Raw genomic sequence first — 26,720 nt, 5'->3', positions numbered from 1 at the left:
CGGCCGCCCGCGGCATCCGTCGCCGATCAGTGGAAGAAGTGGCGCTCGCCCGTGAAGTACATCGTGACGCCGGCCGCGCGGGCCGCCTCGACGACCTCGTCGTCGCGCACCGACCCGCCGGGCTGCACGACCGCGCGCACGCCGCCGTCGAGCAGGATCTGCAGGCCGTCGGCGAACGGGAAGAACGCGTCGGAGGCCGCGACCGAACCCGAGGCACGCTCGCCCGCGCGCTCGATCGCGAGCTTGCACGAGTCGACGCGGTTGACCTGGCCCATGCCGACGCCCACCGACGCCCCGCCCGAGGCGAGCAGGATCGCGTTGGACTTGACCGCACGGCAGGCGCGCCACGCGAACTCGAGGTCGGCGAGCGTGGCCTCGTCGGCCGGCTCGCCCGCCGCGAGGGTCCATTCGGAGGCCGGAGCGAAGTGGCGGTCGGCCTGCTGCAGCAACAGCCCGCCGGAGACCTGCTTCAACTCGACCGAGGTCGCCTCGAAGCCCTCTGGCAGCGTGAGCAGGCGGATGTTCTTCTTCTTGGTCAGCAGCTCGAGCGCCTCGGCCTCGAATGCGGGCGCGATGAGCACCTCGGTGAAGATGCCCGAGACGGTCTCGGCCATCGCGAGCGTGACGATGCGGTTGGCCGCGATGACGCCGCCGAACGCCGAGACCGGGTCGCACTCGTGCGCACGGGCGTGCGCGTCGGCGATGGGGTCTGCTGCGCCGGGCGACGCGACCGCGATGCCGCACGGGTTCGCGTGCTTGATGATCGCGACCGCGGGTTCGTCGAAGTCGAACGCGGCGCGAACGGCGGCGTCGGCGTCGACGTAGTTGTTGTACGACATCTCTTTTCCGTGCAGCTGCACGGCCTGCGCGATGCCGGGGCGCCCGCCGTTCGCGGCGTAGAGCGCGCCCTTCTGGTGCGAGTTCTCGCCGTAGCGGAGGTCGGCGACCTTCGACCAGGTGCCGCCGACCCAGGCCGGGAACGGGGACTCCTCTGCGGGCTGGTCGGGTGCGACGACCGAGCCGATCCACGAGGCGACGGCCACGTCGTACGACGCCGTGTGCCGGAACGCCTCGCGGGCGAGCACCGCGCGCTGGGCGAGGGTGGTGCCGCCGGCCGCAACCGACGCCGCGATCTCGTCGTAGCGGTCGGGCGAGACCACGACGGCCACGTTCGCGTGGTTCTTCGCCGATGCGCGCACCATGGCCGGGCCGCCGATGTCGATCTGCTCGACGACCTCGGCCTCGCCCGCGCCCGAGGCGACCGTCTCGGCGAACGGGTACAGGTTCACGACGACGAGCTCGTAGGGCTTGATGTCGAGCTCCGCGAGCTGCGTCTCGTGGTGCTCGAGCCGCAGGTCGGCGAGCAGGCCCGAGTGCACCGCGGGGTGCAGCGTGCGGACGCGTCCGTCGAGGTGCTCGGGGTAGCCCGTGACCTCGGCCACCTGCGTGACCGGCAGGCCCGCGTCGGCGATGGCCTTGCCGGTGCCGCCCGTCGAGACGAGCTCGACGCCCGCGGCGATGAGCTTCGTCGCCAGATCGACGAGGCCGCGCTTGTCGCTGACCGCGATGAGCGCCCGGCGCACGGGCACGACGTCGCGCGGTCGGTAGAGGCTCGGGTCGATCGTGTGTCCGCTCATCGGGCGAGTTCCTTCAGGTCGAGATGGGAGTTGGCGATGTCGAGCACGGCCTGGATCATCAGGCGGCGTTCGACGGGCTTGATGCGGTCGTGCAGGCTCGACTCGGTGTCGCCCGGCAGCACCGGGATGCGCTCCTGCGCGATGATCGGACCGCCGTCGACCGAGTTGTCGACCACAATGAGGCTCGCGCCCGTCTGATCGACCCCGGCCGCGAGGGCGTCGCGCACGCCGTGCGCCCCCGGGAACTCGGGCAGGTAGGCCGGATGCGTGTTGATGAGGGCCGGTGAGAAGGCGTCGACCACGGCGGGCGGAACCAGCCGCATGAGCCCCGACAGGATCACCAGGTCGGGCTCCCAGAGCCGCACCTGGTCGATCAACTCGGCGCCCCACGCATCGCGGTCGGGGAAGGCCGTGAACGGCACCGTGAAGGTCGGAATGCCGAACTCCTCGCCGAGGGCCAGCCCGTCGGCGTCGCGGTCGGCGCCGATCGCGACGACCCGAGCGGGGAACTCGGCGTCTCGCGAGGCTTCGAGGAGGGAACGCAGGTTGGATCCGGTGCCAGAGATGAGCACCACGAGCTTCAGCACCATCCGAGCCTACCGGGTCGTGTCGAAGGCCTCGGTGTCCTGGGCATCGCCGTCGCCGACGTCGCCGTCTGGGTCACGGGTCGGAGCCGGCCCTCGGCGCCACCACGGCGCGTCGGGATCGACCGGTGCGGGATCGCCGGGCCTGCCGGGATCGCCGGGCTCAGGCTGGATCCTCGCCGGCGCTTGCGGTGCGGTCTCTTGCGTCGCCGGCTCTCGCGGCGCGGGCTCGGGCCGACTCGTCAGCGGGTCGGGTGCCACCGGGGCGGTCCGGTCGGCCGGCTCCGGTCGGCGGGCGGCCGACTCGCGCGGCTCGTCGACCCGCAGCTCACGATCGGCGCGCCGGTCGCGCAGCGCGAGCGACGACTCGACCTCCTCGCGTCGGCGCAGCAGGGCCGCGTAGCCGCCGACGAGTGCGCCGATGCCGACGGTGGTCGCCGCGACGAGCCCGACCGCGACGCCGTCGGGGCCGATCTCGGCGAGGCGCCCGGGGCCCACGGCTCCCGAGGACCACCGCGCGAGCAATCCGAGCACCAGTCCGGCCACGACGGCCGAGCCGGTCGCGACCGCGAGCGGGCGCCACCACTCCGTGCCACCCGTGCCAGAGGCCGCACGCCCTCGCGCCGTCGCGACGATCCACGCGCCCACGAAGCCGAGCAGCACGGGCACGACCAGCCACAGCCCGCCGAGCGCGGGCGAGGCGTCGGGCAGGGCGCCGAGCAGCGGGATGCCGGGCACCGGGCCGAGCACGGTCGCGCCCGACGACACGATCGAACCCGTTCCGAGGGCGAACCCGGGCCCGAGCAGCCACGCCGCCGCCCACACGACGACGTTCGGCAGCAGTGCCAGTTCGGCCATCGTCAGGGCGATGCCGCCGTCGACACCCGGGTCGAGGGCCTGGTACAGCCCGGCGATCGTGGCGTAGTCGAGCAGGATCGCGGCCGCGACGAGCACGCCGGCCACCGCGAGCACCCCGAACGCCGCCCCCGCGCCGACGCGGACCGAGAGGGCGACCAGTTCGGTGAGCACGGGTGGCAGGCCGGCGACCGTGCGGCGCACGAACCCGGCGCGCGCGACATCCGTCGACGGATTGCGCACCGACTCCCCCACCGCACCGATGAGCGCACCCAGACCGACCACGAACGCGGGCAGGCCGATCGACCACCACGGGTCGGTGCGCAGCGCCGTCGAATCGACCAGTGCCCAGGCCCCCCAGCCCGCGAGCGCGAACACGGCCATGGCCGCGAGGGCGCCGGTGAGCGCGTGGTCGGCCGCCGCCGAACGACGACCGATGCGCACGCCCGCGGCGCAGGTCAGCAGCGCGATGCCGAGCAGGGCGATCGCGATCGTGAACGGCTCCTCGGCGCCGACGAGCCCCGTACGCGATGCGGTCACCGGGTCGACCTGCGCGATGAGGTTCACGCCGTGTCCGAGCAGCCACACGCCCGCCCCCGCATGCACGAAGACCATGGCGTCGACCGCGAGCCCGAAGTGCACGGCCCACAGCAGCATGAGCGGCACGATGGCGAGCGCGAAGCCGATGAGCGCCGCGACGAACGCCTCCAAGGAGGCGAGCAGGGCGATCGTCGTGCGTCTCATTCCTCCGGGAGCCTAGCCCGGAGAGCGGCGGTCAGTCCGCAGGTCGCCCGCGCTTCTTCGGACCCGTCGCCCTCGGGTCTGCCTCGCCGCCGAGATCGAGAACGTCGGTCGTCTTCGCGTCTTCATCGCCGTCCGCGATCACGGCGCCGGATGTCTCGACGAGCACGGCGGTGTCGGCCTGCCCGTCTTCGGCCGCGAGCGCCTCGGCGGCCTCGGCCTCGGCCTGCTCCGATGCGACGGCCGCTGCGGCATCCGCGGCCGCCACCTCATCGGCCGGCCGTTGCAGCAGTTCGACGAGCGCGACGAGGAGCAGGGCGATGACGATCGTCCAGACCACCAAGGACGTCGAGATCGGCCGCGAGAACAGGATGACGGCGACGGCGACGAGCGCGATGAGCGAGAAGACCAGCACGCGCTGCCGCCCGAGCCAGGCACCGAAGGCACCCGTGGTGAGACCGCGTTCGGCGGCCGCACCGCGAACCGCGCCGAATCCGGCATCGGTGAAGCCCCGCAGCTTTCGCGGCAGGGCCCACGGGCCGCTGAGCCAGGCGATCACCGCGACGGCGACGGCGAAGATCGCCAGCGCCACGGTCGTCGCGACCATCCGGTCGACGATCTTGTCGTAGATCACCTCTGCCGCGGCCGCCGGCATGATGCCCGGTGCGATCGTGCCGAGGAAGTACAGTCGCGCGATGCCGAACCCGCTGCCGAGGATGAGCATCGACACCGCGAGCGCGGACGAGGTCCAGATGATCGCCGTGCGCCGGCGCGGAGCGACCAGAATGCCGGCGATGAGGAACGCGAGGGCGACCCACGGAAGCCAGGTGCCGGCCGAGACCGCGAGCGCATAGACGATCCTCACCGTCGGGAGGGCGTCGGACTGGGCCACGACGATCGTGCGGTCGACCTCGGGGATCGCCGACGCGAACCCGACGCCCGCGTCGATGAGTCGCTGCTTGACCTCCGCGACGATCGGCCCCAGTTGGATGCCGAGCTCGCCAGAGGCACCGATGTCCAGCACAGCGTCGGGATCACCCTGCAACGCGGCGATCGTCTGCGTGTGCGTGACGCGCAGCGCCTGCTCGAAGATGTCGCCGAACGCGTCCGAGGTCACGAACCGGTTGACGAGCTGGCCGACCAGGGACTGGATGCCCTGCGTCGCAGGGCCCTCCAGCAGGCCGAGCGCCTCTTCGGCCCGCGGAGGCAGGCCGAGGTCCTTGATCGCGTCGAACACCGCGGTCGTGTACCCCTCGATGTCGACCGAGTCGAGGATCGCCGTGGTCGCCTCGTCGGCGATGAAGGCCTGCACCTCGGGGTCGTCGGCGAGCGGCGCGAACGTCGCGACGAAGGTGTCGGTGTCGACGAGTTGGGTCTTGGCCCAGCCGCCGAGGACCGCGATCGGGGCCAGGAGCACGCCGACGATCACGAGCACGGTCGCGATGGCGACGCGGCCCCGGCCCGAACGACGCACCTTCACGGGTGCGACGATGCCCGGCGGCGCCTCCGCCTCGACGCGCAACCGTGCGTTCTCGGCTTCGAGCGCCTCGATGCGTGCAAGCAGTTCCTGGTCGCGCGTCTCCGCCATGCCGTCCCCCTCGGACTCCACCTGACCCACACCATATCGGCGCGGGTGCGCCAGCGCAGCAGTCCGGAGCACGCGAACGCGAAAACGCCCGCCCCGGCCGCCGTGCGAGGCACGGAACGGGCGGAACGGGCGTTCTCGGGAGATGCAGCGAGTCGACGATCAGGCGTCTGCCGCGGCATCCGGGGATCAGAGGGCGGCGTAGACCTCGCGCAGCAGCTGCGCGGTCTCGGACGGCGTCTTGCCGACCTTGACGCCGGCGGCCTCGAGGGCCTCCTTCTTCGCCTGCGCGGTGCCGGCCGAGCCGGACACGATCGCACCGGCGTGACCCATGGTCTTGCCCTCGGGGGCCGTGAAGCCCGCGACGTAGCCGACGACCGGCTTCGTGACGTTGGCCTTGATGAAGTCGGCCGCACGCTCCTCGGCGTCGCCGCCGATCTCGCCGATCATCACGATCGCCTTGGTCTCGGGGTCGGCCTCGAACGCCGCGAGGGCGTCGATGTGCGTCGTGCCGATGATCGGGTCGCCGCCGATGCCGATGGCGGTCGAGAAGCCGAGGTCGCGCAGCTCGTACATCATCTGGTAGGTCAGGGTGCCCGACTTCGAGACGAGGCCGATCGGTCCCTTGCCCGTGATGTTCGCCGGGGTGATGCCGACGAGGGCCTCACCGGGGCTGATGATGCCGGGGCAGTTCGGGCCGATGATGCGCGTCGCGTCGCCCTTCTCCTTGGCGTACGCCCAGAACTCGGCGGAGTCCTGCACGGGCACGCCCTCGGTGATGATCACGAGGAGCGGGATCGCGGCGTCGATAGCCTCGACCACGGCGTCCTTCGTGAACGCCGGCGGCACGAACGCGATCGAGACGTCTGCGCCGGTCGCCGCGATGGCCTCGGCCACCGACGCGAACACGGGCAGCTCGACCGGGTTGCCTGCGGCATCCGTGTGCAGCACCTTCGTGCCGGCCTTGCGCGCGTTCACGCCGCCGACCACCTGGGTGCCCGCCGCGAGCATGCGCGCGGTGTGCTTTGAGCCCTCGCCGCCGGTGATGCCCTGGACGATGACCTTGGAGTCCTTGTTGAGGAAGATCGTCATTGCTCTGCAGTCCTTCTTCTACGCGGCGTTCGCCAGCTCGGCGGCCTTGTCGGCGCCCTGGTCCATGTTCTCGGCGAGGGTCACGAGCGGGTGCGCGGCCTCCTCGAGGATGCGACGGCCCTCGACGACGTTGTTGCCGTCGAGGCGCACGACGAGCGGCTTGTTCGCGGTCGAGCCGAGCTCGGCGAGCGCGCCGACGATGCCCTTGGCGACCTGGTCGCAGGCGGTGATGCCGCCGAAGACGTTGACGAACACGCTCTTGACCTGCGGGTCGCCGAGGATGATGCCGAGGCCGTTGGCCATGACCTCCGCCGAGGCTCCGCCGCCGATGTCGAGGAAGTTGGCGGGCTTCACGCCGCCGTGGTTCTCACCGGCGTACGCGACGACGTCGAGCGTGGACATGACCAGTCCGGCGCCGTTGCCGATGATGCCGACCTCGCCGTCGAGCTTGACGTAGTTGAGGTCGAGCGCCTTGGCCGCGGCCTCGAGCGGGTCTGCGGCGTCCTTGTCTTCGAGGAGCGCGTGGTTCGCGTGACGGAACTCGGCGTTCTCGTCGAGCGTGACCTTGCCGTCGAGGGCGATGACGTTGCCGTCCTCGTCGAGGATCAGCGGGTTCACTTCGACGAGCGTCGCGTCTTCGCCCTTGTAGACCTCGTAGAGCTTGACGAAGACGTCGGCGACCTTGTCGACCAGCTCGGCCGGGAAGTTCGCGGCGACCGCGATCTCGCGGGCCTTGGCGGCGTCGATGCCGGCGATGGGGTCGACCTCGATGCGGGCGAGGGCCTCGGGCTTCTCGACCGCGAGCTGCTCGATCTCCATGCCGCCCTCGACGCTCGTGAGCGAGAGGTAGGAGCGGTTGGCCCGGTCGAGCAGCACCGAGAAGTAGAACTCCTGCGCGATGCGTGCGCCGCCGGCGACCATGACGCGCTTGACGACGTGGCCCTTGATGTCGAGGCCGAGGATGGACTGCGCCGCCTCGAACGCCTCGTCGGGGGTCTTGGCGACCTTGACGCCGCCTGCCTTGCCGCGCCCGCCGGTCTTCACCTGCGCCTTGACGACGACCACGCCGCCGAGCTTCTCGGCTGCGGCGCGCACTTCCTCGGCGGTGTCGGCGACGATGCCCGGAAGCACCGGGACCCCGTACTGTTCGAACAGGTCTCTGGCCTGGTACTCGTAAAGATCCACGCTCTACTTCCAATCGGTCCGCACGCGCGACCGCGCACAGTGGCTGGTGGGTGTATGCCCGACTGGAATGTCTCGATCTCGAGATATCCGCTGGGGCCGGGTCTATGGTACTCCGCTCGCATGGCGCCTCCGAACCCGCCGATGTCGCGGCCACGGAACGCACCGCCGAACGGCCGTCAGCGCATGCGGTGCGGTGCGATCAGCGAGGGTCGGATGCCGGTGGCCCGACGCTCGGCATCGCACTCGTGGGCGGCGGCATGGGCCTGACCTCGACGAACCGGCGCGCGGCGAGCACCGCGAGGATGCCGAAGGCCGCGCCGAGCACGGTTTCGAGCACGCGATCGACGAGCAGGCCGAACAGCGGCACGGGCGAGGCGAGGTGCACGACGGTGAGCGCGAGCGGCGTGACGAAGACGAGCGCGGCGCCGTAGTGCCGACCGACGAGCAGCTCGGCGCCGAACTGGCACACCGCGATGACGACGATGAGCACCCAGGCCGGGGGGTCGGGCCAGAGCACGAGCGCGGTGACCACCACGCCGACCAGCGTGCCCGCCACCCGGTGCACGGCTCGTTGCGCGGTGTGCGCCGCCCGCGCGGGCGGGATCACGGCGACGGCGCTGACGACGGCCCAGTAGGGGTGCCCGATGCCGAGCGCGAGCGCTGCGGCTCCGGCGAGGAGCGCGGCCGCGACGTTCTGCACGACGTTCAGCCAGAGGCGCGGGTCGCTCCATCCTCTGGTGCGCACGGGCGTGCGACGCGGCAGGTCTCGGAAGACGGCCTTCGTGGCCCCGGGTGCTGCGCGGCGGAGGATCCAGCCCGACATCGCGAGCAGCCACGCGAAGGCAGCGGCCGCCCAGGCGACGCCCCAGCGCTGCCATCCGGTGCCGTCGTCGATCGGCTGCGCCGTGCACACGAGCAGGCCGAAGACGGCGAACAGCGGCCCGGACGGGGTGACGCCGAGCAGGTTGTAGGCGACGATGACGGCCGCGATGAGCAGGACGAGCGCCGCCGCCTCGACGGCGAGCGGGGCGTGCACGACCGAGAGCAGGATGCCGAGTCCGGTCGCCGTGATCTGCACGACGGCGGCGGTCGTGACGGTGCGGACGCGCGTGCGGTAGGGCTCGCTGCGACCGAAGATCGCGGTCATCGCCCCGAAGGCGGCGTACGCGGCCCACTCGGTGCGCCCCGTCGCGACGAGGATCGTGAGGGGAACCGCCGCGCCGATCGCCGCGCGCACCGCGACCTCGACGTCGAGCGTGCGGAACTGCCGCCACCACCCGCCGACCGAGGTCGAGCGATTCACGACACGCGACCCAGGTGCACGGCCGCGAAGCCGAGCGCGGCGACCGTCTCGCCATCGGTGATGACGCCGTCGCGCACGAGCCGCCAGACCTCGACCCATGGCACGGCGCGAACCTGGCTGATGCCCTCCTCGTGCTGATGGCGCTCGGGGGAGGTCTCGATCTCGAGCCCGGTCGCCAGGAACACGGTCTCGGGCGCTCGGGCGATGCCGTTGAGCGCGCTCATGCGCCCGATCTCGCGCCACTCGGATGCCGCGTACCCCGTCTCTTCGAGGAGCTCGCGTCGAGCTGCGAGCAGTGCGTCTTCACCGTCGCTGCCGCCCGCGGGCACCTCGACGGACTCGCCGACCGTATGACGATCGACCGTCACGAGCAGCACCTCGTCGTCTGCCGTGACGGCCACCACGAACACCGCGGGATGCCGCATCTCGACGACGCCGTAGATGCCGGGCTCGCCGTCTGGACGGACGACCTCGTCTTCGACCACCCGGATCCACGGGTTCTCGTAGACCGTGCGGCTCGAGCGGGTCTGCCAGGTCATGCCGGGTGCCTCAGAGTTTCTCGATGGGGGCGATCTTGATGAGCAGCTTCTTCGGACCCGCGGTGTCGAAGGCGACGTGCGCGATGCGCTTCGTGCCCTCGCCGGTGACCTGGTTGACCCGGCCCTCGCCGAAGTCGACGTGCCGGATGCGGTCGCCCGCCTCGAGGGTCAGGTCGCCGTTGTCGCGCACGGTGCCCGTGACCCGGTTGGCCCACTCGGCCTTGGGCTTGGCGGAGGCCGTCACGCTGAACTTCTCGAGATCGCGGTCGCGCGTGCCCCACGCGCCGCCCGGACGACGGGCGTTGAGCGCACGCGGCTGGGTGCCGCCGCGTGAGGTGGCCATGCCGGGCGACTGCTTCCAGTCGACGAGGCCCTCGGGGATCTCCTGCAGGTAGCGCGAGGGCATCGCGACGGCGACCTCGCCGAACTGGGCGCGGCTCATCGCGAGCGAGATGTAGAGGCGCTGGCGCGCACGCGTGATGCCGACGTAGAAGAGCCGACGCTCCTCGGCGGGGCCTCCGGGTTCGGAGGCCGACATCTGGTGCGGCAGGAGACCCTCTTCGAGCCCCGTGAGGAACACCGCGTGGTACTCGAGGCCCTTCGCGGTGTGCAGGGTCATCAGCGAGACGGTGCCGGAGGCGTCGTCGAGGTCGTCGGCCGCGGCGACGAGCGACACCTGCGTCAGGAAGTCGACGACCGTGGCGAGCGGGTTGTCGCGATCGAAGTCGCGCGTCTGCGCGACGAGCTCGTCGACGTTCTCTGCGCGCGTCTCGTCTTGCGGGTCGCGGCTGCGCCGCAGCGTCTCGATGAGCCCGGAGCGCTCGAGCAGGAACACCAGCACGTCGCACACCTTGGACGCGCCCTCGTTGGTGCCCGCCGCGAGGCCGGCCGCCGACGGCGCGAGCATGGCCGCCGCCTCGTCGAGCACGCTCGCGAGCGTCGTGATGGCGCCCGTGACCTTCGGCCCGAGTCCGAGCGCGTCGGCCGAGCGCATGGCCTCGCGGAACGTGACCTGGTTCGCCTCGGCGAAACTCGCCAGCGCCGTCTCGGTCGCCGGCCCGATGCCGCGCTTCGGCGTGTTCAGGATGCGGCGCAGTGCGAGCTCGTCGAGCGGGTTGGCGACCGAGATGAGGTACGCCATCGCGTCCTTGATCTCGGCGCGCTCGTAGAACTTCGTGCCGCCGACCACCCGGTAGGGCAGTGCCGAGCGCACGAAGATCTCCTCGAGCGCTCGCGTCTGCGCGTTGGTGCGGTAGAACACGGCGATGTCGCGGTAGGCGACGCCGGCGCGGTGCAGCGCCTCGATCTCGTCGGCGACGAACTGCGCCTCGTCGTGCGCGGTGTAGCCCGTGTAGCCGGTGATCTTCTCGCCGTCGCCGACCGCGGTCCAGAGCTTCTTGTCTTTGCGGTCGAAGTTGTTCGAGATGACCGCGTTCGCCGCCGAGAGGATATTCTGCGTCGAGCGGTAGTTCTGCTCGAGCAGCACCACCTTGGCACCGGGGAAGTCGCGCTCGAACTCCGAGATGTTGCGGATGTCAGCGCCGCGGAACGCGTAGATCGACTGGTCGGAGTCGCCGACGACGGTGAGGCTCGCACCCGGGATGCCGCCGGTGGCATCGGCCACGGCGCCCACGTTGAAGCCGTGGTCGGCCATCTCGGCGGCGCGCTCAGCCGGGATCGGCTGCGTGAACTCGCGGATCAGCGAGTACTGCGCATGGTTCGTGTCTTGATACTCGTCGACCAGGATGTGGCGGAACCGCCGCTGGTAGAGGGACGCGACCTTCGGGAACGCCCGGAACAGGTAGACCGTCTCGGCGATGAGGTCGTCGAAGTCGAGGGCGCTCGCCGCCCGCAGGCGTCGTGTGTACTGCCGGAAGATCTCGAGGAACATGACCTCTTGGGGGTCGTTCATGTTCGCGTTGCGCGCGTACGACTCGACGTCGGAGAGCTCGTTCTTGAGCTTGGAGATCTTCGACTGCGCGCCGGCCGGCGTGAAGCCCATGGTGTCGGCGTCGAGTTCTTTGATGATGCGCTTCAGCACCGTGCGAGTGTCGGCCGAGTCGTAGATCGTGAAGGTCGAAGACAGGCCGATCGCCTCGGCCTCGCGCCGCAGGATGCGCACGCACGCGGAGTGGAACGTCGAGATCCACATGCCGGATGCGCCCTCGCCGAGGAGCGCCTCGACGCGCTCGCGCATCTCGGCCGCGGCCTTGTTCGTGAACGTGATCGCGAGGATCTGGCTCGGCCACGCCTCGCGGGTGTCGATGAGGCCCGCGATGCGGTGCGTCAGCACCCGGGTCTTGCCGGAGCCCGCGCCCGCCACGATCAGCAGCGCCTGGCCGCGGTACTCGACCGCCTCGCGCTGCTCGGGGTTCAGGCCGTCGGTGAAGCGGTTGCCGGATGCCGCGGGCGAGCCGTTCGCGGCGGGTGCACCGTCAGCGGCGGGCGCCTCGCGCCAGCCGGCCGGGTCGTCGGGGTCGAGGATCAGCGTCATGTCCGGACAAGTCTAGGCGCGGCATCCGACAACGCTCCCCCGCCCCGATGGGACCGAGGGAGCCTCGCACGGGGCCTACTCGAACTCGACGACGAGCTCGACCTCGACGGGCGAGTCGAGGGGCAGCACCGCGACGCCGACGGCCGAACGCGCGTGGCGCCCGGTCTCGCCGAAGACCTCGCCGAGGAGCTCGGACGCGCCGTTGATGACGCCGGGCTGACCCGTGAACGACGGGTCGGACGCGACGAAGCCGACGACCTTCACGATGCGCGTGACGCGGTCGAGCGACCCGATCTCGGCGCGGACCGCCGCGAGCGCATTGAGGATGCTCGTGCGCGCGTACGCCTTGGCGTCGTCGGCGGGCACGAGTCCGTGGCCGTCGCCCACCTTGCCGGTCGCCGGCAGCGCGCCGGCCGTGAACGGCAGCTGACCCGACGTGTGCACGTACGGGCCCGTGACCACGGCAGGGACGTACGCCGCGACGGGCGGCGCGACATCCGGGAGCACGATGCCGAGCTCGGCCAGGCGCGCCTCGAAGCCGGCCATCAGGCCTGGCCCTCGAACGCCTTCGCCGCCTGCGCCGAGGCAGCGGCGCCCGCGGAGGCCGCTGCCGACTCCGACCCGCCGACCGGGCGCTTCAGGTATGCGACGAGCCCGCCCTCCGGTCCCTGCACGATCTGGACGAGCTCCCAGCCCTCTGACCCCCAGTTGTTGAGGATCGCGGCGGTGTTGTGGATCAACAGCGGTGTGGTGATGTACTCCCAGGTGACCATGGGACCCTCGTCTTTCGTCGACATGCGGCTTCGGATCGGACTCGACCGGCACCGCGGAGCTGCGCGCACCGCCGAGGAACGGAGCAGGCGTTCGCCCAGCTTCCGTGCCGTTGATTGCCAGTCTTCTCCGTTACGCTCCACTATATGTCTGCCCAAAAACGTACGATGAGCGATCTCGGAACGGGACTCCTCGCATTCGTCGGCATGAGCGCGCTCGCCGGCATTCTTGTCACCGCTGCGGTGACCCCCGCGCTCGCCGTGACCGGACTGGCCGCCAGCAACAGCATCACGATGTTCGAGAACTTGCCGGGCATCTTGAAGATCGGCGACTTGTCGGAGAAGACCGACATCTACGTAACCCAGGCCGACGGCTCGCCCTACAAGCTCGCCAGCTTCTTCGACGAGGACCGCGAAGAAGTCGCCTTCGACCAGATCAGCCAGTACGTCAAGGACGCCGCGGTTGCCGGTGAGGACCCGCGCTTCTACGAGCACGGGGGCATCGACGTTCAGGGCACGCTCCGTGCCGCGCTGAACGAGTACGTCATCGGCGGCGCGACGCAGGGCGGCTCATCGATCACGCAGCAGTACGTCAAGAACGTGCTCATCAACAACGGCATCAGCGCCGCGCAGACCGAGGAGGAGCGTGAGGCCGCGTACGACGAGGCCACCGCGACCACGCCCGAGCGCAAGCTCAAGGAGATGCGCTACGCGATCACTCTCGAGAAGGAGTACCCGAAGGACGAGATCCTGAAGGGCTACCTCAACATCGCCGGCTTCGGCGGCCGGGTCTACGGTATCGAGTCCGCGGCCCAGTACTACTACGGCGGGATCCATGCGGCCGACCTCACTCTGCCTCAGGCGGCGAGCCTCATCGCGATCGTCAACAACCCTGAGAAGTTCCGCCTCGATTACCCGGACGACGAGGCGAACGGAGCGGCAACGGTCGTCGACGGGCAGCCCGTGCCCTACGCAGCGAACAAGGAGCGACGCGACTACATCCTCGGTCAGATGCTCAAGGAGCGGAAGATCACGCAGGAGGAGCACGACGCCGCCGTGGCGACTCCGGTTCAGCCCGTCATCCAGGAACCGAGCACCGGTTGTCAGACGGCTGGTGGTAGCGCCTACTTCTGCGACTACGTCACGTGGATCATCAAGAACCAGTTCGATGACGCCAACACCCCCGACGTCAACGAGGGCACGAAGATGCTCCAGACCGGCGGCCTCCAGATCTACACGACCCTCGACCTCGACGTGCAGGCCGCGACCGAGGCGACGCTCGCGCAGAACGTACCGAGTACCGATCCCCGTTTCGACGTCGGTTCCGCGGCGGTGACAGTGCAGCCCGGCACGGGTCGCGTCCTCGCGATGGCGCAGAACAAGCAGTTCACGAACGACCCCGAGCTCGCAGCCTCAGACGGCAAGTACACGGCCGTGAACTACAACACCGACTTCAACTACGGCGGATCCAGCGGCCTGCAGCCCGGATCGACGTTCAAGGTGTTCACGCTCGCGGAGTGGCTGAACGAGGGGCACTCGCTACGCGAGAGCTTCAACGGCGCACGTCGCACGTTCACGTCGTTCCCCGCCGCCTGCTACGGCGGCTGGACCGGCAGCTTCAACCCGCGCAACGACGACGGCACGGGAGCGAACAACGCCGTCGACGCCACGAAGTACTCGGTGAACACCTCCTTCATGGCGATGGCCCAGCAATTGGACCTCTGCAAGATCCGCGACACGGCGCAGGCGTTCGGCGTGCGCCGCGCCGACGGCCTCGATCTCGGCCAGAAGTTCGAGTACGACGACAATGGCCCCGTCTACAACGCCGACGGCACCCGCAAGGTGAACCCCGACGAGGTCTTCGGCCCGAGCGCCGTGCTCGGCACCGAAGAGGTGTCGCCGCTCTCGATGGCCACGGCCTTCGCGGGCATCGCGAACAACGGTCTCACCTGCTCGCCCATCGCGATCGACCGCATCGTCAAGGCGAACGGCGAAGAGGTGACGCCTCCGGCGTCGACGTGCACGCAGTCGGTCACGCCTGAGGTCGCGCACGCCATGGACTACGCCATGGAGCAGACCTTCAACGGCGGTACGACCGCGGCCTCCGACCCCGGCACCGGCATCGACCACATCGGCAAGACGGGTACCACCGACGACGCCAAGGACACCTGGATGATCGGCGCGAGCAACAAGGCCGCCACCGCGGTCTGGGTCGGCAACGTCACCGGCAAGGCGAACCTGCGCCAGCTCTCGTTCGACAGTGGAGCCGCGGCGACCGCCCGACACCGCATGTGGCCGGACATCATGGCCGTCGCCGATGAGAAGTACGGCGGCGACGACTTCCCCGAAGCCCCCACGAGCCTGTTCAAGGAGGTTCTCGTGGACATCCCCCAGGTGGCGGGGCTCACGCTCGACGCAGCCAAGCAGGCGATCGAGGCCGCCGGATTCGTCTTCGCGGACGGCGGACCCCAGGATTCGGCACTCCCAGCGGGCACCGTGACGGGCTCCAACCCGGCCGGCCAGGCCGGGCGCGGAACCACGATCACCGTCTACACGAGCAATGGCGCGCTGAAGGCCGTTCCCAACGTGGTCGGCACGCAGGCCGACCAGGCCGAGAACGCGCTGAAGCAGGCCGGGTTCAAGGTGAAACGCCAAGACGAGGCCACGACCGACCCGAGCAAGGTCGGCACCGTGATCTCGCAGGCTCCCGGATCCGACGGCGCCGCCAAGCCGGGCGACACCATCACGATCGGCATCGGAAGACTCGGCGGCACCGGTGGAACCGGCTCACCCGGAACGGGCAACGACGATTGAGCCCTTCGAAGCTCGCACCGGCCGCGTCGATCGCACTCGCGATCGGCGCGGCCGGTGCCGCAACGCTGGCCTGGGGCGTGTTCGTCGAGCGCACGCGGTGGACGCTGCGCCGCGTCGAGGTGCCCGTGCTGCCCGCCGGCTCGAAGCCGATCAAGGTGCTGCACCTCTCCGACCTGCACATGGCGCCCTGGCAGCGCGAGAAGCAGGCATGGGTGCGCTCGCTCGCCGCCCTCGAACCCGACCTGATCGTCGACACGGGTGACAACCTCGGCCACGAACGCGGCATCGAGGGCATCCGGGCGGCGTTCGAACCGTTCCGCGGGGTGCCCGGCGTCTTCGTCAACGGCTCGAACGACTACTTCGGCCCGGTGGCGAAGAACCCGTTCCTCTACTTCGCCGGGCCGTCGGGCCACGTGCGACGCAGCGCCCGACTCGACATCGACGAACTGCACGCGTACTTCGCCGAGCTCGGCTGGCAGGACCTCGACAACACCGCCACCTCGCTCGACCTGAACGGCACCCACTTCGAGTTCTTCGGCGTCGACGACCCGCACAAGGGGTTCGACCGGCTCGACCTCATCGCGAGCGCGATCGACGACCTGCGCGCCGACGACCCGCTCGGCGACGAGAGCTGGCCCGATGCGGCATCCGGCGCGGCCGCTCGACCGACGGTGACCGTGGGCGTGGCGCATGCGCCGTACCAGCGCGTGCTCAACTCGTTCGTGAACCACGGCGCCCAGCTCATGCTCGCGGGTCACACGCACGGCGGCCAGGTGTGCGTGCCCGGGTTCGGGGCGCTCGTCACGAACTGCGACATCCCGCGCGAGCAGGTCAAGGGCCTGAGCGTCTGGCGCCACGGCCTCCGGTCGGCGTTCCTCAACGTCTCCGCGGGCCTCGGCACGTCGATCTTCGCACCGGTGCGCTTCGCCTGCCCTCCCGAGGCGACGCTCATCACCCTCGTCGCCTCGAACTGATCGCTCGAGTGGTCAGCACGCCTCGGTTTATCGGCTATTCTTGTGGAGGCCCGCAAGGGCTGTGACTCGCAAGAGCACCGGGGTGTGGCGCAGCTTGGTAGCGCGCGTCGTTCGGGACGACGAGGTCGCAGGTTCAAATCCTGTCACCCCGACACACGAGATGAAGGCCTCCGCGAGAGCGGGGGCCTTCGTCGTCTCCCCGGCCGACGATGGCGCGAACGCCTGTAGCCCGCGCGCTCGCCAGTTGGGCTGTTCGGGCCCAGTCGAGGCCGACCCCGTCGAGGTCGGCCCAGTCGAGGCCGGCCCAGTCGAGCGGATGCCGCAGCTCGGCGCCCGTTGAGAGCAGGCGCACGATCGACGCTTCGGGCTCCGCTGCCACGCCGACGGGGCTCGCGACGACCTCGGCGAGGATCGACTCCGCATCGACCTCGACCGTTCGCGGGTCCTCGGCCAGCCCGACGCCACGGGCCTTCAGCGTCGCCTCCTTCACGGTCCACGCGCGGGCGAGCGCCCGCCGCCGGACCGGGCCGTCGGGCACGCTCGTGAAGACGTCGAGTTCAGCGGACGAGCACATGCGGCGTACGAGCTGCGGGCGGGTGAACGCGTCGAACGGGACGACCTCGAGGTCGACCCCGACCGGCGCCCCGAGTGCGACCGCCACGAGCATCAGGGATCCGCTGTGCGAGATGCTCACGTCGAGTCCGTGGTCGCCGTTCACCATCGGCTTCCGGCCGCGACGGTCGGGGCGGAAGCCGGGCCAGGCTCCGTCGAGCGCGGTGCGGGAGAGTTCCTCGGCCCACGCCCGGCCCGTGTCCCGTCGTTCGCGCAAGCGGCGCGCGCGCTCGTGGGGACGGCGGTCTCCAGAACGCGGTGCCTCGGGGCGATCGGCCGCCCGCGGCATCCATTCGCCGAAGCACCACCACAATCCCTCGGCGGCGCCGAACGTCCGGGCGCGCCGGTCAGCCGGGGCGAGGACGTGCGGCGCCTCGATCACGCCGCGGCGAGCCGTTCGGAGATGCCCTCGGCGAGCTCGCCGATGGTCGGGTGGTCCCAGACGATGGTCGGGTCGACGTCGAGGTCGAACTCGTCCTCGATGTCGCCGCAGAGCGTCAGGGCGTAGACCGAGTCGAGTCCGAGATCGGCGAGCGGGGTCGCCGCGTCGAACGTTCCGGCGTCGACCTTGCCGTAGGCCACGACGCGGCCCATCAGCCAGGATTCGATGGTGGGGGCATCGGTGGTCATCTGGTGTCTCCTTCTTCATGGCGAGTCGACGACGGCGCCGTCGGCTCCGAGATCGTGAACCGGTCGCCGTGGTCGACGAGGCGACCGGCGATGTCCACGAGGTGGTCGACCGTGTCGACGTCGAGCGGGCCGACCCGACCGCCGAGCCTGGCCTCGAGCCGCGCGAGCACGGCGGCCTGCACGACCTCGTCGGCCGGCAGCGACCCGGGAGCCGCGTACGCGCAGACGCCGGCCCAGGCGCCGCCGGCGAGCAGCAGGGTGAGCCGGTGCGCGAGCGCGAAGGTCGAGGGCGGGGCGTCCGCTCCGAGCAGGGCGGGCGGAACCTGCGCGATCTCGTCGCGGAGGTTCCCGAGTTCGGCCGCCAGGCGGTCGACCGTCTCCGCGGCGAGCGTGCCGAGGCCGTCGCGCACGGCCAGGTCGAAGAGCCCGGCGCCGAGCGGATCGCTCGACCCTGCGCCGAGCGTGAGCCGCGCGAGGTCGAGTTCCTCGAGCGGCGCACCGAGGCGGAACAGTGCCGGATCGGTCGCGGTCGTGCGTCGCGAGCGGCGGACCCAGGCCGGCAGGTTGGGCAGGATCGTGAGCAGGCAGGCCGTGGAACCCGCGTGGCCGATGGGCACCACGGCGAGGTCGCGCACGAACTTCTCGACGATGTCGTACGGCGCGACCCTGGCGTAGAAGGTCGAACCGAAGAGCACCGAGAGGTCCTGCATGGCGGACTGCAGCAACTGGGGCACGAGGTACTTCGACGCGGCCGTCAGCACGAAGCACTCGGCCGGGGCGAGGTGCAGGGCGCGCACGACCACCCCGCTCAGTGCGTCGGCCAGCCAGAGGTCGGCCATCGCGCCGGCGAGGAGCGCCCGCGCATGCGGCAGGTCGAGCACCGCACCGCCGTACAGCGATCGCTCGCCGCCGTACCGGACGGCGAGATCGAGCGTCGCATCGACCGTCGCGACCGCCAGCGCCGGAATCACGGCGCGGCTCACCTGGAAGGCCGTGAGCGCCGTCTGCGCGGCGGTTCCGGTGGCGCCGACGACCGCGGTCGCCGGCAGCGGCAGCCCACGGAACTCGGCGACCCCGATGCGGCACCCGCGCATGCCGGCCGTGAGCACGCGACGGCTCGTGTCGACGAGGGGCCTCGTCGCGGCATCCTTGTGCCAGAGCAGGAGGGAGTGGCTGCGTGCGCCGGGCTCCGGCGACGTGCGCGCCATGACGAGCACCGATTCGGCGCGGTCGACGTTGTTGATCACCTGCTTGACACCCGTGACCACCCACCCGCCGTCGCCGTCGGGCTGCGCGCTGCAGGCATTCGAGAGCAGGTCGTTGCCGTGGTCGAGTTCGTGGAACCCGACGGCGATGCGCTCGCCGCGCAAGAGCCTTGCGGCCACCTCGCGCCGCTGCGCCTCGTGACCCGCGACCCAGACGTTGAGCGACGCCATGAGGGTCGTCAGCCCGTAGCCGAGCCCGAGTGCCGGGTCGCGTCGGAAGATCGGTCTCCAGCGCCGCACGAGATCCTCGGTCGACACCCATCGCCCGCCGAGCGAGGCGGGCACGAACTCGGCCGCGGCGTGCCATTCGTCGAGCAGGCTCTCGGCGGTCGAGCTCAAGCGGCGCGCGTCGTCGTCGACGACGATCGACGCGTAGTCGAAGGGTCCGGGATGCCGCGGGTCGCCGAAGAGCTCGTCGAGGTCGTCGGGCGAGGTCGCCGACGACGAGAACCCGGCCTCGGCGCGGCCGTCGAGGATCGTCATGCGGCGTCCGCCCATCCGTCGAGCATGGTGACCGGTCGAGCCCTGGCCGCCTCCTCGAGGGCGAGTTCGGCGAGCGCGGCGGCGGTGGACGCCGCATCCGTCGACGAGCGCAGTCCGAGACGCACCGCGAGGCGGTCGAGGATCGCGGCCAGTCGCACCTCGGATGGGGCGCTCCCCCGCTGCGGCGCGGCGAGGTCGGTGGCGATCGCGCACGCGGCACCGAAGCAGAGCGCGATGCGCTCGGCGAGGTCGAAGGACGCCGCCGAGGGTGCCGACTCGCGCGGCGCGGCGCCGGCCTCGGCGACGAGCCGGTCGAACTCGAGGGCGATGCGCCTCGCGGATGCCGCGGCCGGGCGCTCGCCGAGCAGGTCGACGAGTGCGGGCAGGCTGCGCAGCACGCGCGAGCCGCGCTTCGTCACGAGCCTGAGTCTCGTGGTGTCGACCCAGCCGTCGGCCTCGCCGAATCCGAAGTCGGCGACGATGGCGTCGACGTCGACCGGGTCGGCCGCGCGCGCGATCGACGGGAACTCGTTGATCACCATGTTCAGGTTGACGACCGAGTTGCCGTCGAAGATCCCGACGACGCGGTTGTCGCGCGCCGCCTTCTGGAACGCGCCGACGCCCGCGATGCCGAGCAGCTGCGAGCGCGCACCGACGAATGGCGTGAGGTCGCGGAACAGGAGGTCGACGGTGTCGGGCACGAGGAACTTCACGAGTGCGCTCACGAGCGACATCTCCTCGGGCGTGCGGTGGGCGCCGCGCGCACCGGCGTACATGACGGCCTCCGCGAGGAGCGAGTCCGCGATCGCGGCACCGAGCGTCGCCCTGGCCGTCGGGAGGTCGGCGAGCGTGCGCCCGAAGAGTCGACGGTTCGCCGCGAAGCCGGTGGCGATCGCGATCGCGTGGTCGGCTGCGCCGAGCGAGAGCGCCGTGGTGAGCGGCCGGGTGAGCTGGAGGCTCTTCAGCACGATCTCGAGGCCGTGGCCCGGCGCGCCGACGAGGTGGTCTCGCTCGACGAGGGCGCTGCGGAGCTCGAGGCCGCTGATGTCCGCGCCACGGATGCCGTGGGTCGCGACCTTGGGCCGGTACGAGAGCGCGCCGGCGTCGACGCGCTGCTTGTCGACGAGCACGAGCGAGAGCGAGCGCGGCCCCGGCTCGTCGCACGTGCGCGCGAGCACGGTCATGGCCCGGCCGCGCGTGGCGTTGTTGATCGGCCACTTCACCCCGGTCACCCGGATGTCGGCGCCGACGGCGGCGACCGTCGCGGTGTTCGAGAGGTCCGAGCCGCGGCCCAGTTCGGTCAGCCCCCACGACACCGGGTCGCCCGTGACCACGATGCCGGCCATCTCGGCGGCGATCGGTCCTCCGGCGATCCAGGCACCGACCGCACCGAGGAACGTCTTGCCGTGGGCGACCGCGGCAGTCACATCCCGGCCGGCGAGCCGGCGGATCATGGTCATCGGCACGAACACGTCGCCGAGGCATCCGCCGTGCTCCTCGGGCACGTACGCGCGCTGGAGGCCCCAGGCGTCGACGGCCGCGATCTCGGCCACGGGGAAAGCCGATGCCTCGTCGAGCTCGATCGATCGCTCGGTCGAGATCACCGCGCCCGGCTCCCGCGGGTCGCCGAGGAACGCGTCGAATGCGGCGACGGCCGACCGGTCGAGCCGCTCGGGCGCGACGACCGCACCGGTCGCCGCGGTCGCCCCGGTCACCGCGGCCGCGGCGTCGGCGACGGCAGCCCCGAGCGTCGGCGCGGCGACGGGCGCGCTCACGCCGCCGTCCGATCGAACCCGAGACTCAGCACGGTCGCGAGGCGCTCATCGGCCAGCAACGACCGGGTGAGCGCACGCTGCACCTTGCCGCTCGTCGTGCGCGGCAGGGTGCCTTTGCGGATGAACACGACCCCGAGCTCGGGCAGCGTGTACTCGTCGACGACGCTCCGGCGCACCGCCTCGGCGAGACGCTCGAGCTCCTCGAGCGGCACGCGCGCCGAGTCGACCTCGGCGACGAGCCCGACCGCGGGCTGCGAGGAGAGCCCCTCGAACGCCGCGCTGAGGCATCCGGACTGCAGCAGTTCCTCGGCCGTGGTCTCGAGGTCCTGCGGGTAGAGGTTCCGGCCGCGGATGATGATGAGGTCCTTGATGCGGCCCGTGATCACGAGCTCGCCGTCGACGAGGGACCCGAGATCGCCCGTACGCAGGTACCGGTTCGCGACGGGATCGCCCACGATGCTCGCGCCGAACGTGCGCTCGGTCTCGTCAGGGCGGTCCCAGTACCCCTGTGCGACGCTCGGCCCGCGCACGAGGATCTCGCCGATGGCGCCCTCGACGGCTCGGAGCCCCGACGTCGGATCCACGATCACGATCTCGTGCCCGTCGGCCGGAGGACCGCACGACACCAGTTCTGCGACCTTGCCGTCCTCCGACGGGTCGTGGAGCTCGCCCGCCTCGACCCCGGCCGCGTCGACCCGGATCGGGGCGACCGGCTCCGACCGCACGCTCGCCGTCACGAGCAGTGTCGTCTCGGCCATGCCGTACGCCGGGACGAACGCGCGACCGTCGAACCCCGCAGCCGCGAACCGCTCGGAGAACGCGGCGAGCGTCGTTCCGCGCACGGGCTCGGCGCCCGTGATGACGCCCTCGAGCGCCGAGAGGTCGAGCTCGGCGAGCTGCGCGTCGGTGACGAGCCGCGTGCAGAGCCCGTAGGCGAAGTCGGGCCCGACGGTGTGGGTCGAGCGGTACTCGCTGATGAGCCGCAGCCAGAGCAGGGGTCGTCGAAGGAACTGGCTCGGCGAGGTGAGCACGCTGTCGGCGCCGACGAAGATCGGCTGCAGCAGCTGACCGACGAGCCCCATGTCGTGGTAGTGCGGCAGCCACCCCATCGTGCGCGACGCGGAGGTGATGCCGACCGCGGAGGTGATCGCGGCCTCGTTCGCCACGAGGTTGCCGTGACTCACCATGACGCCCTTCGGGGTTCCGGTCGAGCCCGACGTGTACTGCAGGAGGGCGAGCGAGCGGGCGGTGACGGGCGGGGGCGCCCAGCCCGCGGCATCCGCATCGCCCGTGAGAGCTCCCGGGAGCCCGAGTGCGGAGACCTGCGTGACGGCGGCACCGGCGGGCGTATCGCCCGGCTCGAGACCCATCGCGGCGAGCGCGGTGCCGTCCGTGAGCACGAGCGCACTGCGCGAGTCGGCGATGATCGCCTCGAGGCGACGCAGGGCCGCACCCGGCTGCCGCATCGCGGCGACCGGCACGGGAGCCGCGATCATGCCGGCGTAGAAGGTCGCGTACAGCGCCCGGATGAACGCGAGGCCGGGGTCGAACGCGAGGATGACGACCTCGCCGGCGCGGTGGCCGCGAGCGATCAGGGCCGCGGCGTCCGCACGCGCCTGACGGTCGAGCGCCGCGTAGGACCTGAACTCCGAGTCCGATGGGCTCGAGTAGAACCGGATCCCCCGGGCCTCGCCCGCCGTCGCTGCCGTGCGCATCATGACGTCGATGAACGTGTCGTTGGTCACGTCGGCTCCCTCCTGTCGACCGCCCGGCTTTCGGAACGCCGTCGTCCGGCAGACATCTCCGGGTGCACCGCGAGCATAGGGACCGTTGTTGAACACCGCGCGCACAACGTGTTGCGCGCGTGTTACGGCTGGGCCGCGCATCACCCCCAGGTCGGGGGTCCCTTCTCGGGTGTGGGTATGCTGTCCGCCTGTCGGCGCACCTCGCCGCGCACCGCCACGGAAGGGACCCTCGATGGCCATCGGACTCGGCGCACTCAGACAACGGCTCTCGCAGCCCCTGCGATCGCCGGGCCTGCTCGCGACGGCGGATCGCCTGCTCCTCGCCACGCGTCACGTCACCGGTCGCCGCGACGGCGAGCACCACGTGCTGCTCGCCCCCGCCGGCGGCGGCAACATCGGCGACCAGGCCCTGGTCGAGGCGTTCATCGAGAACGTCGAGGGTCGGGTGAGCGTCGTCTGCCGGCGCCCGTCGGACTACGCCATCGACGACGAGCGGGTGCGCGTCGTGCCCCTGCTGTCGCTCGTCTACGGCGATCTCGTCGGCCATGCACGGGACATGCGCGCCTTCCGCGAGTTGCTCTCGACCGCGACCTCGTTCTCGGTCGTCGGCGCCGACGTGATGGACGGCGGGTACGGCCACCGGGCCTCTGCCAACCGTGCGAACCTCGCGCGGCGCGTGGCGGAGGTCGGCATCGACGCCCGCATCCTCGGCTTCAGTTGGAATGCGGCGCCCCACCCGGTCGCCCTCCGGGCCGTGCGCGACGCGGCCTCGCGAGGTGTGGAGGTCGTGCTCCGCGATCCGCGCTCGGCGGCCCGCGCTCGCGCCGACGGCATCGCGCCCGTCGTCGATGGCGCCGACATCGTCTTCCTGGCACGACGAACGGATGCCGCGGCCGCCGCGGACTGGGCCGACCGCGTCTCCGGGCCGCTCGCGCTCGTCAACTTCTCGGGACTGGTGCCGGCCGACGGCGGTCTCGAGCCCTACGTCGAGGTCGTGCGCACGCTCCGCGATCGCGGGCACGGAGTGCTCCTGGTTCCGCACGTCTCCCGGCCGGGCGCCGACGACCTGCCGATCTGCCGTGCGGTGTCCGAGCGGTTCGACGGCGATCCGGAGGTCGTGCTCGTCGATCGCCTGCTGTCGCCGGCGGCGATCCGCGGGCTGACCCGTCGCGCGCGGCTCACCGTCACGGGCCGCATGCACCTCGCGGTCATGAGCCTCATGCACGGCGTCCCCGCCGTGACCGTGGCGACGCAGGGCAAGGTCGAGGGGCTGATGGACCTCTTCGATGCGCCGCAGCTCTGCGTCGCGACCGACCGGCTCGCGACCGACCTCGCCAGGGTCGCGGGCGAGACCTCCGACGCCGCCGAATCGCTCTCCGGCTCGATCCTCGGCAGGCTCGACGACGTGCGTTCCCTCGCCGGTCGCAATCTCGACCGGCTGCCGTCGCAGGATCGGACTGTTACCTCCGGGTAAACAATCGGAGTCCGGCCATCGGTTCGGCCGATCCGGCGGATACGCTGAGCGAGCTGGCGACTCGGCCGATGACGGACGCTCGAAGGACGTATTCGGATTCGGGCGCCGGTCGGTCGCCGCCGGTCGGGGAGGCGGATGTGGACGTTCTGAAGGTGGTGCTGCTCCTGCAGCGGGCGCGCGATGCGGCCTTCTCGAAGATCGCATCGACGGGCTTCGCGAGCTTCGGTACGCGCACCCGGATCCTGCTGCCGTTCCGGGTCGGCAACGCCCATCGCATCGCGGTCGGTTCCGACGTGCTCATCGGCCCCGGCTCCTGGCTGATCGTGCCCCGCCTCGACGGCCCGACCCCCACGATCGTGATCGGCGACCGGGTGCGCATGAACCAGACCTCGATCTCGGCCGTGCAGAGCGTCGTCCTCGAGGACGGCGTGGCTATCGCGCGCGGGGTCTACATCTCCGACCATACGCACGGGTTCGACCAGCCCGACGTCTTCATCCGCGACCAGCCGCTCGATCGGGTCGCGCCGGTGCGGATCTGCCGTGGTGCCTGGATCGGCCAGAACGCCGTGATCATGCCGGGCGTCACGATCGGCGCAGGTGCGGTCGTCGGCGCGAACTCGGTCGTGCGCGACGACGTGCCGCCGCGCTGCGTCGTCGCGGGTGCGCCCGCGCGCCTGATCCGGGAGCTGACCACGTGAGCGACCACGCCGACGCCTCCTTCGCCCTCACCGAGGACGGTGCCGGATCGGATGCCGCGAGGGCCGTCGCCCACGCCCCGAGCGACTTCGTCTTCACGTTCAGCTACGAGACGTACGCGGACGCTGTGCGTCGCGGCATGATGCGGCCGCCCGACCGGATCCTCTCGAGCCTCATGCGGAGCCGCGAGGTGCGTCGACTGCTGGTCGCCGACCCGTTCCGCCGACTCCCGCGCGTCGCGGCCTCGCCGCTGCTCGACCGCGACGTGCGCTTCCCCGCCGATGACCGCATCGCCTACCTCCGCCCCTCTCGCCTGCTCCGGGAGGACCCGGTCGACCTCGACGGCGTCGCGGCGCAGTATGCGCGGTACGACCGGCTGCTCGGGCGTGCGGCGGCGCGACGAGGGCTGCAGGAGCCGCACCTGCTCACCACGAACCCGTTGGTCGCGGGCTTCGCGCCGGCCGACTGGGCCTCGGGTACGACCTTCTTCGCCAGGGACGACTGGCTGAGCTCCCCCGCGAGGCAGAGCTACTGGCCCGCATACCGCGAGGCGTATCGGCGCATCGGCGAGAGCGGTCGGTCGGTCGCCGCCGTCTCGGCGGAGATCATCGACCGCATCGCGCCGACCGGGCCGGCGATGGTCGTGCCGAACGGGGTCGAGCCCGACGAGTGGCTCGGGCTGCTGCCGGCGGCCCCGGCGTGGTTCGCCGAGATCCCGGGCCCTCGGGCGGTCTACGTCGGCACGCTCGACTCCCGGCTCGACGTGCCGGGCATCGCCGATCTCGCGACGCGCAGGCCCGAACTCCAGGTGGTGCTGCTCGGGCCGTGCCCCGATCCCGGATACGTCGCGAGCCTCGAGCGGTTCCCGAACGTGCACATCCATCCGAGCGTCGCCCGCGCCGAGCTCGTCGCCACGTTGCGGAACGCCGAGCTCTGCCTGCTCGCGCACCGGAGGACCCCGCTCACCGAGGCGATGAGCCCCCTGAAGGTCTATGAGTACCTCGCAGCGGGTGTTCCCGTCGTCTCGATCGATCTGCCACCGGTACGGGACATCGACGACCGCGTGCTGCTCGTCGACAGCGTCGGCGACTTCGCGGACGTGGTCGACGACGCGCTCGACCTCGGCCCGGCGCGCGAGGAGCTCCGCATCGACTTCATCGCGGCGAACTCGTGGTCGGCCAGGCACGAGATGGTGTTCGCCCTGGCGCGAGCCTGACCGCCCGAGCCCGACCGCGCGAGCCCGATCGCCGAGCTGCTCGACGCGGCTCCCGCGGGGAACACCCCCGTTCGGAGGGCACCGCCGGCCCCTTTGTGTCGGGGGTGTATCGAGGGCCTGAAGACCCTGTGAACAGCGGGTCGGGAATCTACCCAGGATCGCCGTTGGCTGATGTGATTCTCGAAGAGCGTGTTTCGACGTCGTCCGGTTCTCATTCTCGACGACGTCGATGGGGGATCCGACGTCGTCGG

The 26,720-nt window shown here is 71.2% G+C and carries 21 protein-coding genes and 1 tRNA gene; 6 read left to right on the top strand and 16 right to left on the bottom strand.

Going from position 1 to position 26,720, the window contains the following annotated elements:
• Nucleotides 1-26: 26 nt before the first annotated feature.
• The 11 genes from purH to ATC03_RS05785 all read right to left on the bottom strand — a co-directional run bounded on the left by purH (nt 27) and on the right by ATC03_RS05785 (nt 12,788).
• On the bottom strand, nt 27-1,637 hold the full coding sequence (purH, locus tag ATC03_RS05835; protein ID WP_067874279.1) for a bifunctional phosphoribosylaminoimidazolecarboxamide formyltransferase/IMP cyclohydrolase: 1,611 nt from the start codon (nt 1,635-1,637) through the stop codon (nt 27-29).
• Nucleotides 1,634-2,224 carry a phosphoribosylglycinamide formyltransferase gene (purN, locus tag ATC03_RS05830; protein WP_067881563.1) on the bottom strand — a complete coding sequence of 197 codons (591 nt, stop codon included), beginning with the start codon at nt 2,222-2,224 and terminating at the stop codon, nt 1,634-1,636. The genes purH and purN overlap by 4 nt, the downstream gene beginning before the upstream one ends.
• A gap of 9 nt (nt 2,225-2,233) precedes the next feature.
• Nucleotides 2,234-3,820, bottom strand: a complete 1,587-nt coding sequence (locus ATC03_RS05825) for a cell division protein PerM (protein WP_067874277.1) — start codon at nt 3,818-3,820, stop codon at nt 2,234-2,236.
• Nucleotides 3,821-3,851: 31 nt separating this feature from the next.
• On the bottom strand, nt 3,852-5,405 hold the full coding sequence (locus ATC03_RS05820; protein ID WP_067874275.1) for a hypothetical protein: 1,554 nt from the start codon (nt 5,403-5,405) through the stop codon (nt 3,852-3,854).
• A 186-nt stretch (nt 5,406-5,591) separates the two neighbouring features.
• Nucleotides 5,592-6,494: a succinate--CoA ligase subunit alpha gene (gene sucD / locus ATC03_RS05815; protein WP_067874272.1), complete on the bottom strand. Its 903-nt coding sequence runs from the start codon at nt 6,492-6,494 to the stop codon at nt 5,592-5,594.
• 18 nt (nt 6,495-6,512) lie between these two features.
• Nucleotides 6,513-7,679: an ADP-forming succinate--CoA ligase subunit beta gene (gene sucC, locus ATC03_RS05810; protein ID WP_067874269.1), complete on the bottom strand. Its 1,167-nt coding sequence runs from the start codon at nt 7,677-7,679 to the stop codon at nt 6,513-6,515.
• A 199-nt stretch (nt 7,680-7,878) separates the two neighbouring features.
• A complete protein-coding gene (locus tag ATC03_RS05805; RefSeq protein ID WP_067874266.1) occupies nt 7,879-8,982 on the bottom strand; it encodes an FUSC family protein in 1,104 nt (367 codons plus the stop codon).
• Nucleotides 8,979-9,521, bottom strand: coding sequence for an NUDIX domain-containing protein (locus ATC03_RS05800; protein WP_067874263.1), 543 nt, complete (start codon nt 9,519-9,521; stop codon nt 8,979-8,981). Before ATC03_RS05800 ends, ATC03_RS05805 begins: the two co-directional genes overlap by 4 nt.
• Nucleotides 9,522-9,531: 10 nt before the next feature.
• Nucleotides 9,532-12,015: an ATP-dependent helicase gene (locus tag ATC03_RS05795; protein WP_067874260.1), complete on the bottom strand. Its 2,484-nt coding sequence runs from the start codon at nt 12,013-12,015 to the stop codon at nt 9,532-9,534.
• A 75-nt stretch (nt 12,016-12,090) separates the two neighbouring features.
• Nucleotides 12,091-12,561, bottom strand: coding sequence for a RidA family protein (locus ATC03_RS05790; protein WP_067874258.1), 471 nt, complete (start codon nt 12,559-12,561; stop codon nt 12,091-12,093).
• The gene (locus tag ATC03_RS05785) at nt 12,561-12,788 is read right to left on the bottom strand and encodes a DUF4177 domain-containing protein (RefSeq protein WP_067881560.1); all 228 of its coding nucleotides are present in this window, start codon (nt 12,786-12,788) and stop codon (nt 12,561-12,563) included. Before ATC03_RS05785 ends, ATC03_RS05790 begins: the two co-directional genes overlap by 1 nt.
• 165 nt (nt 12,789-12,953) lie before the next feature.
• On the opposite strand from ATC03_RS05785, the gene ATC03_RS05780 reads away from it, so the two are divergent.
• From ATC03_RS05780 to ATC03_RS05770, 3 genes are all read left to right on the top strand, one after another.
• Nucleotides 12,954-15,599, top strand: coding sequence for a transglycosylase domain-containing protein (locus ATC03_RS05780; protein ID WP_227820241.1), 2,646 nt, complete (start codon nt 12,954-12,956; stop codon nt 15,597-15,599).
• Complete coding sequence (locus tag ATC03_RS05775; RefSeq protein ID WP_067874254.1) at nt 15,596-16,573, top strand: metallophosphoesterase; 978 nt, start codon at nt 15,596-15,598, stop codon at nt 16,571-16,573. The genes ATC03_RS05780 and ATC03_RS05775 overlap by 4 nt, the downstream gene beginning before the upstream one ends.
• 78 nt (nt 16,574-16,651) lie before the next feature.
• Nucleotides 16,652-16,725 (top strand) — tRNA-Pro (locus ATC03_RS05770).
• Here the strand turns inward: ATC03_RS05770 and ATC03_RS19745 are convergent.
• From ATC03_RS19745 to ATC03_RS05750, 5 genes are all read right to left on the bottom strand, one after another.
• Nucleotides 16,707-17,402: a 4'-phosphopantetheinyl transferase family protein gene (locus tag ATC03_RS19745; protein WP_161490322.1), complete on the bottom strand. Its 696-nt coding sequence runs from the start codon at nt 17,400-17,402 to the stop codon at nt 16,707-16,709. The genes ATC03_RS05770 and ATC03_RS19745 overlap by 19 nt on opposite strands.
• 161 nt (nt 17,403-17,563) lie before the next feature.
• A complete protein-coding gene (locus ATC03_RS05765; protein ID WP_067874251.1) occupies nt 17,564-17,815 on the bottom strand; it encodes an acyl carrier protein in 252 nt (83 codons plus the stop codon).
• Nucleotides 17,812-19,578 carry an acyl-CoA dehydrogenase gene (locus tag ATC03_RS05760; protein WP_067874249.1) on the bottom strand — a complete coding sequence of 589 codons (1,767 nt, stop codon included), beginning with the start codon at nt 19,576-19,578 and terminating at the stop codon, nt 17,812-17,814. Before ATC03_RS05760 ends, ATC03_RS05765 begins: the two co-directional genes overlap by 4 nt.
• Nucleotides 19,560-21,338, bottom strand: a complete 1,779-nt coding sequence (locus ATC03_RS05755; RefSeq protein WP_067874247.1) for an acyl-CoA dehydrogenase family protein — start codon at nt 21,336-21,338, stop codon at nt 19,560-19,562. Before ATC03_RS05755 ends, ATC03_RS05760 begins: the two co-directional genes overlap by 19 nt.
• Nucleotides 21,335-23,083 (bottom strand): fatty acyl-AMP ligase, encoded by a 1,749-nt coding sequence (locus ATC03_RS05750; RefSeq protein WP_067874246.1) that lies wholly within the window; start codon nt 23,081-23,083, stop codon nt 21,335-21,337. Before ATC03_RS05750 ends, ATC03_RS05755 begins: the two co-directional genes overlap by 4 nt.
• A gap of 232 nt (nt 23,084-23,315) precedes the next feature.
• On the opposite strand from ATC03_RS05750, the gene ATC03_RS05745 reads away from it, so the two are divergent.
• The 3 genes from ATC03_RS05745 to ATC03_RS05735 all read left to right on the top strand — a co-directional run bounded on the left by ATC03_RS05745 (nt 23,316) and on the right by ATC03_RS05735 (nt 26,469).
• Nucleotides 23,316-24,557, top strand: coding sequence for a polysaccharide pyruvyl transferase family protein (locus tag ATC03_RS05745; protein ID WP_067874245.1), 1,242 nt, complete (start codon nt 23,316-23,318; stop codon nt 24,555-24,557).
• Between the two features lie 137 nt (nt 24,558-24,694).
• The gene (locus tag ATC03_RS05740; protein ID WP_067874243.1) at nt 24,695-25,255 is read left to right on the top strand and encodes an acyltransferase; all 561 of its coding nucleotides are present in this window, start codon (nt 24,695-24,697) and stop codon (nt 25,253-25,255) included.
• On the top strand, nt 25,252-26,469 hold the full coding sequence (locus ATC03_RS05735; protein ID WP_067874240.1) for a glycosyltransferase: 1,218 nt from the start codon (nt 25,252-25,254) through the stop codon (nt 26,467-26,469). Before ATC03_RS05740 ends, ATC03_RS05735 begins: the two co-directional genes overlap by 4 nt.
• Nucleotides 26,470-26,720 lie beyond the last annotated feature (251 nt).

Origin of the sequence: Agromyces aureus (assembly GCF_001660485.1) — a bacterium.
GTDB classification, from domain to species: Bacteria; Actinomycetota; Actinomycetes; order Actinomycetales; family Microbacteriaceae; genus Agromyces; species Agromyces aureus.
Note: the sequence above shows the minus strand (reverse complement) of the source record. Positions and strands in the feature narration are given on the sequence as shown.

Excerpts from the sequence above, each read along its gene's own strand:
- purH (WP_067874279.1), bottom strand. The coding sequence starts at position 1,637 with ATGAGCGGACACACGATCGACCCGAGCCTCTACCGACCGCGCGACGTC.
- ATC03_RS05825 (WP_067874277.1), bottom strand. The coding sequence starts at position 3,820 with ATGAGACGCACGACGATCGCCCTGCTCGCCTCCTTGGAGGCGTTCGTC.
- ATC03_RS05820 (WP_067874275.1), bottom strand. The coding sequence starts at position 5,405 with ATGGCGGAGACGCGCGACCAGGAACTGCTTGCACGCATCGAGGCGCTC.
- sucD (WP_067874272.1), bottom strand. The coding sequence starts at position 6,494 with ATGACGATCTTCCTCAACAAGGACTCCAAGGTCATCGTCCAGGGCATC.
- ATC03_RS05800 (WP_067874263.1), bottom strand. The coding sequence starts at position 9,521 with ATGACCTGGCAGACCCGCTCGAGCCGCACGGTCTACGAGAACCCGTGG.
- ATC03_RS05795 (WP_067874260.1), bottom strand. The coding sequence starts at position 12,015 with ATGACGCTGATCCTCGACCCCGACGACCCGGCCGGCTGGCGCGAGGCG.
- ATC03_RS05790 (WP_067874258.1), bottom strand. The coding sequence starts at position 12,561 with ATGGCCGGCTTCGAGGCGCGCCTGGCCGAGCTCGGCATCGTGCTCCCG.
- ATC03_RS05785 (WP_067881560.1), bottom strand. The coding sequence starts at position 12,788 with ATGGTCACCTGGGAGTACATCACCACACCGCTGTTGATCCACAACACC.
- ATC03_RS05780 (WP_227820241.1), top strand. The coding sequence starts at position 12,954 with ATGAGCGATCTCGGAACGGGACTCCTCGCATTCGTCGGCATGAGCGCG.
- ATC03_RS05765 (WP_067874251.1), bottom strand. The coding sequence starts at position 17,815 with ATGACCACCGATGCCCCCACCATCGAATCCTGGCTGATGGGCCGCGTC.
- ATC03_RS05760 (WP_067874249.1), bottom strand. The coding sequence starts at position 19,578 with ATGGGCGGACGCCGCATGACGATCCTCGACGGCCGCGCCGAGGCCGGG.
- ATC03_RS05745 (WP_067874245.1), top strand. The coding sequence starts at position 23,316 with ATGGCCATCGGACTCGGCGCACTCAGACAACGGCTCTCGCAGCCCCTG.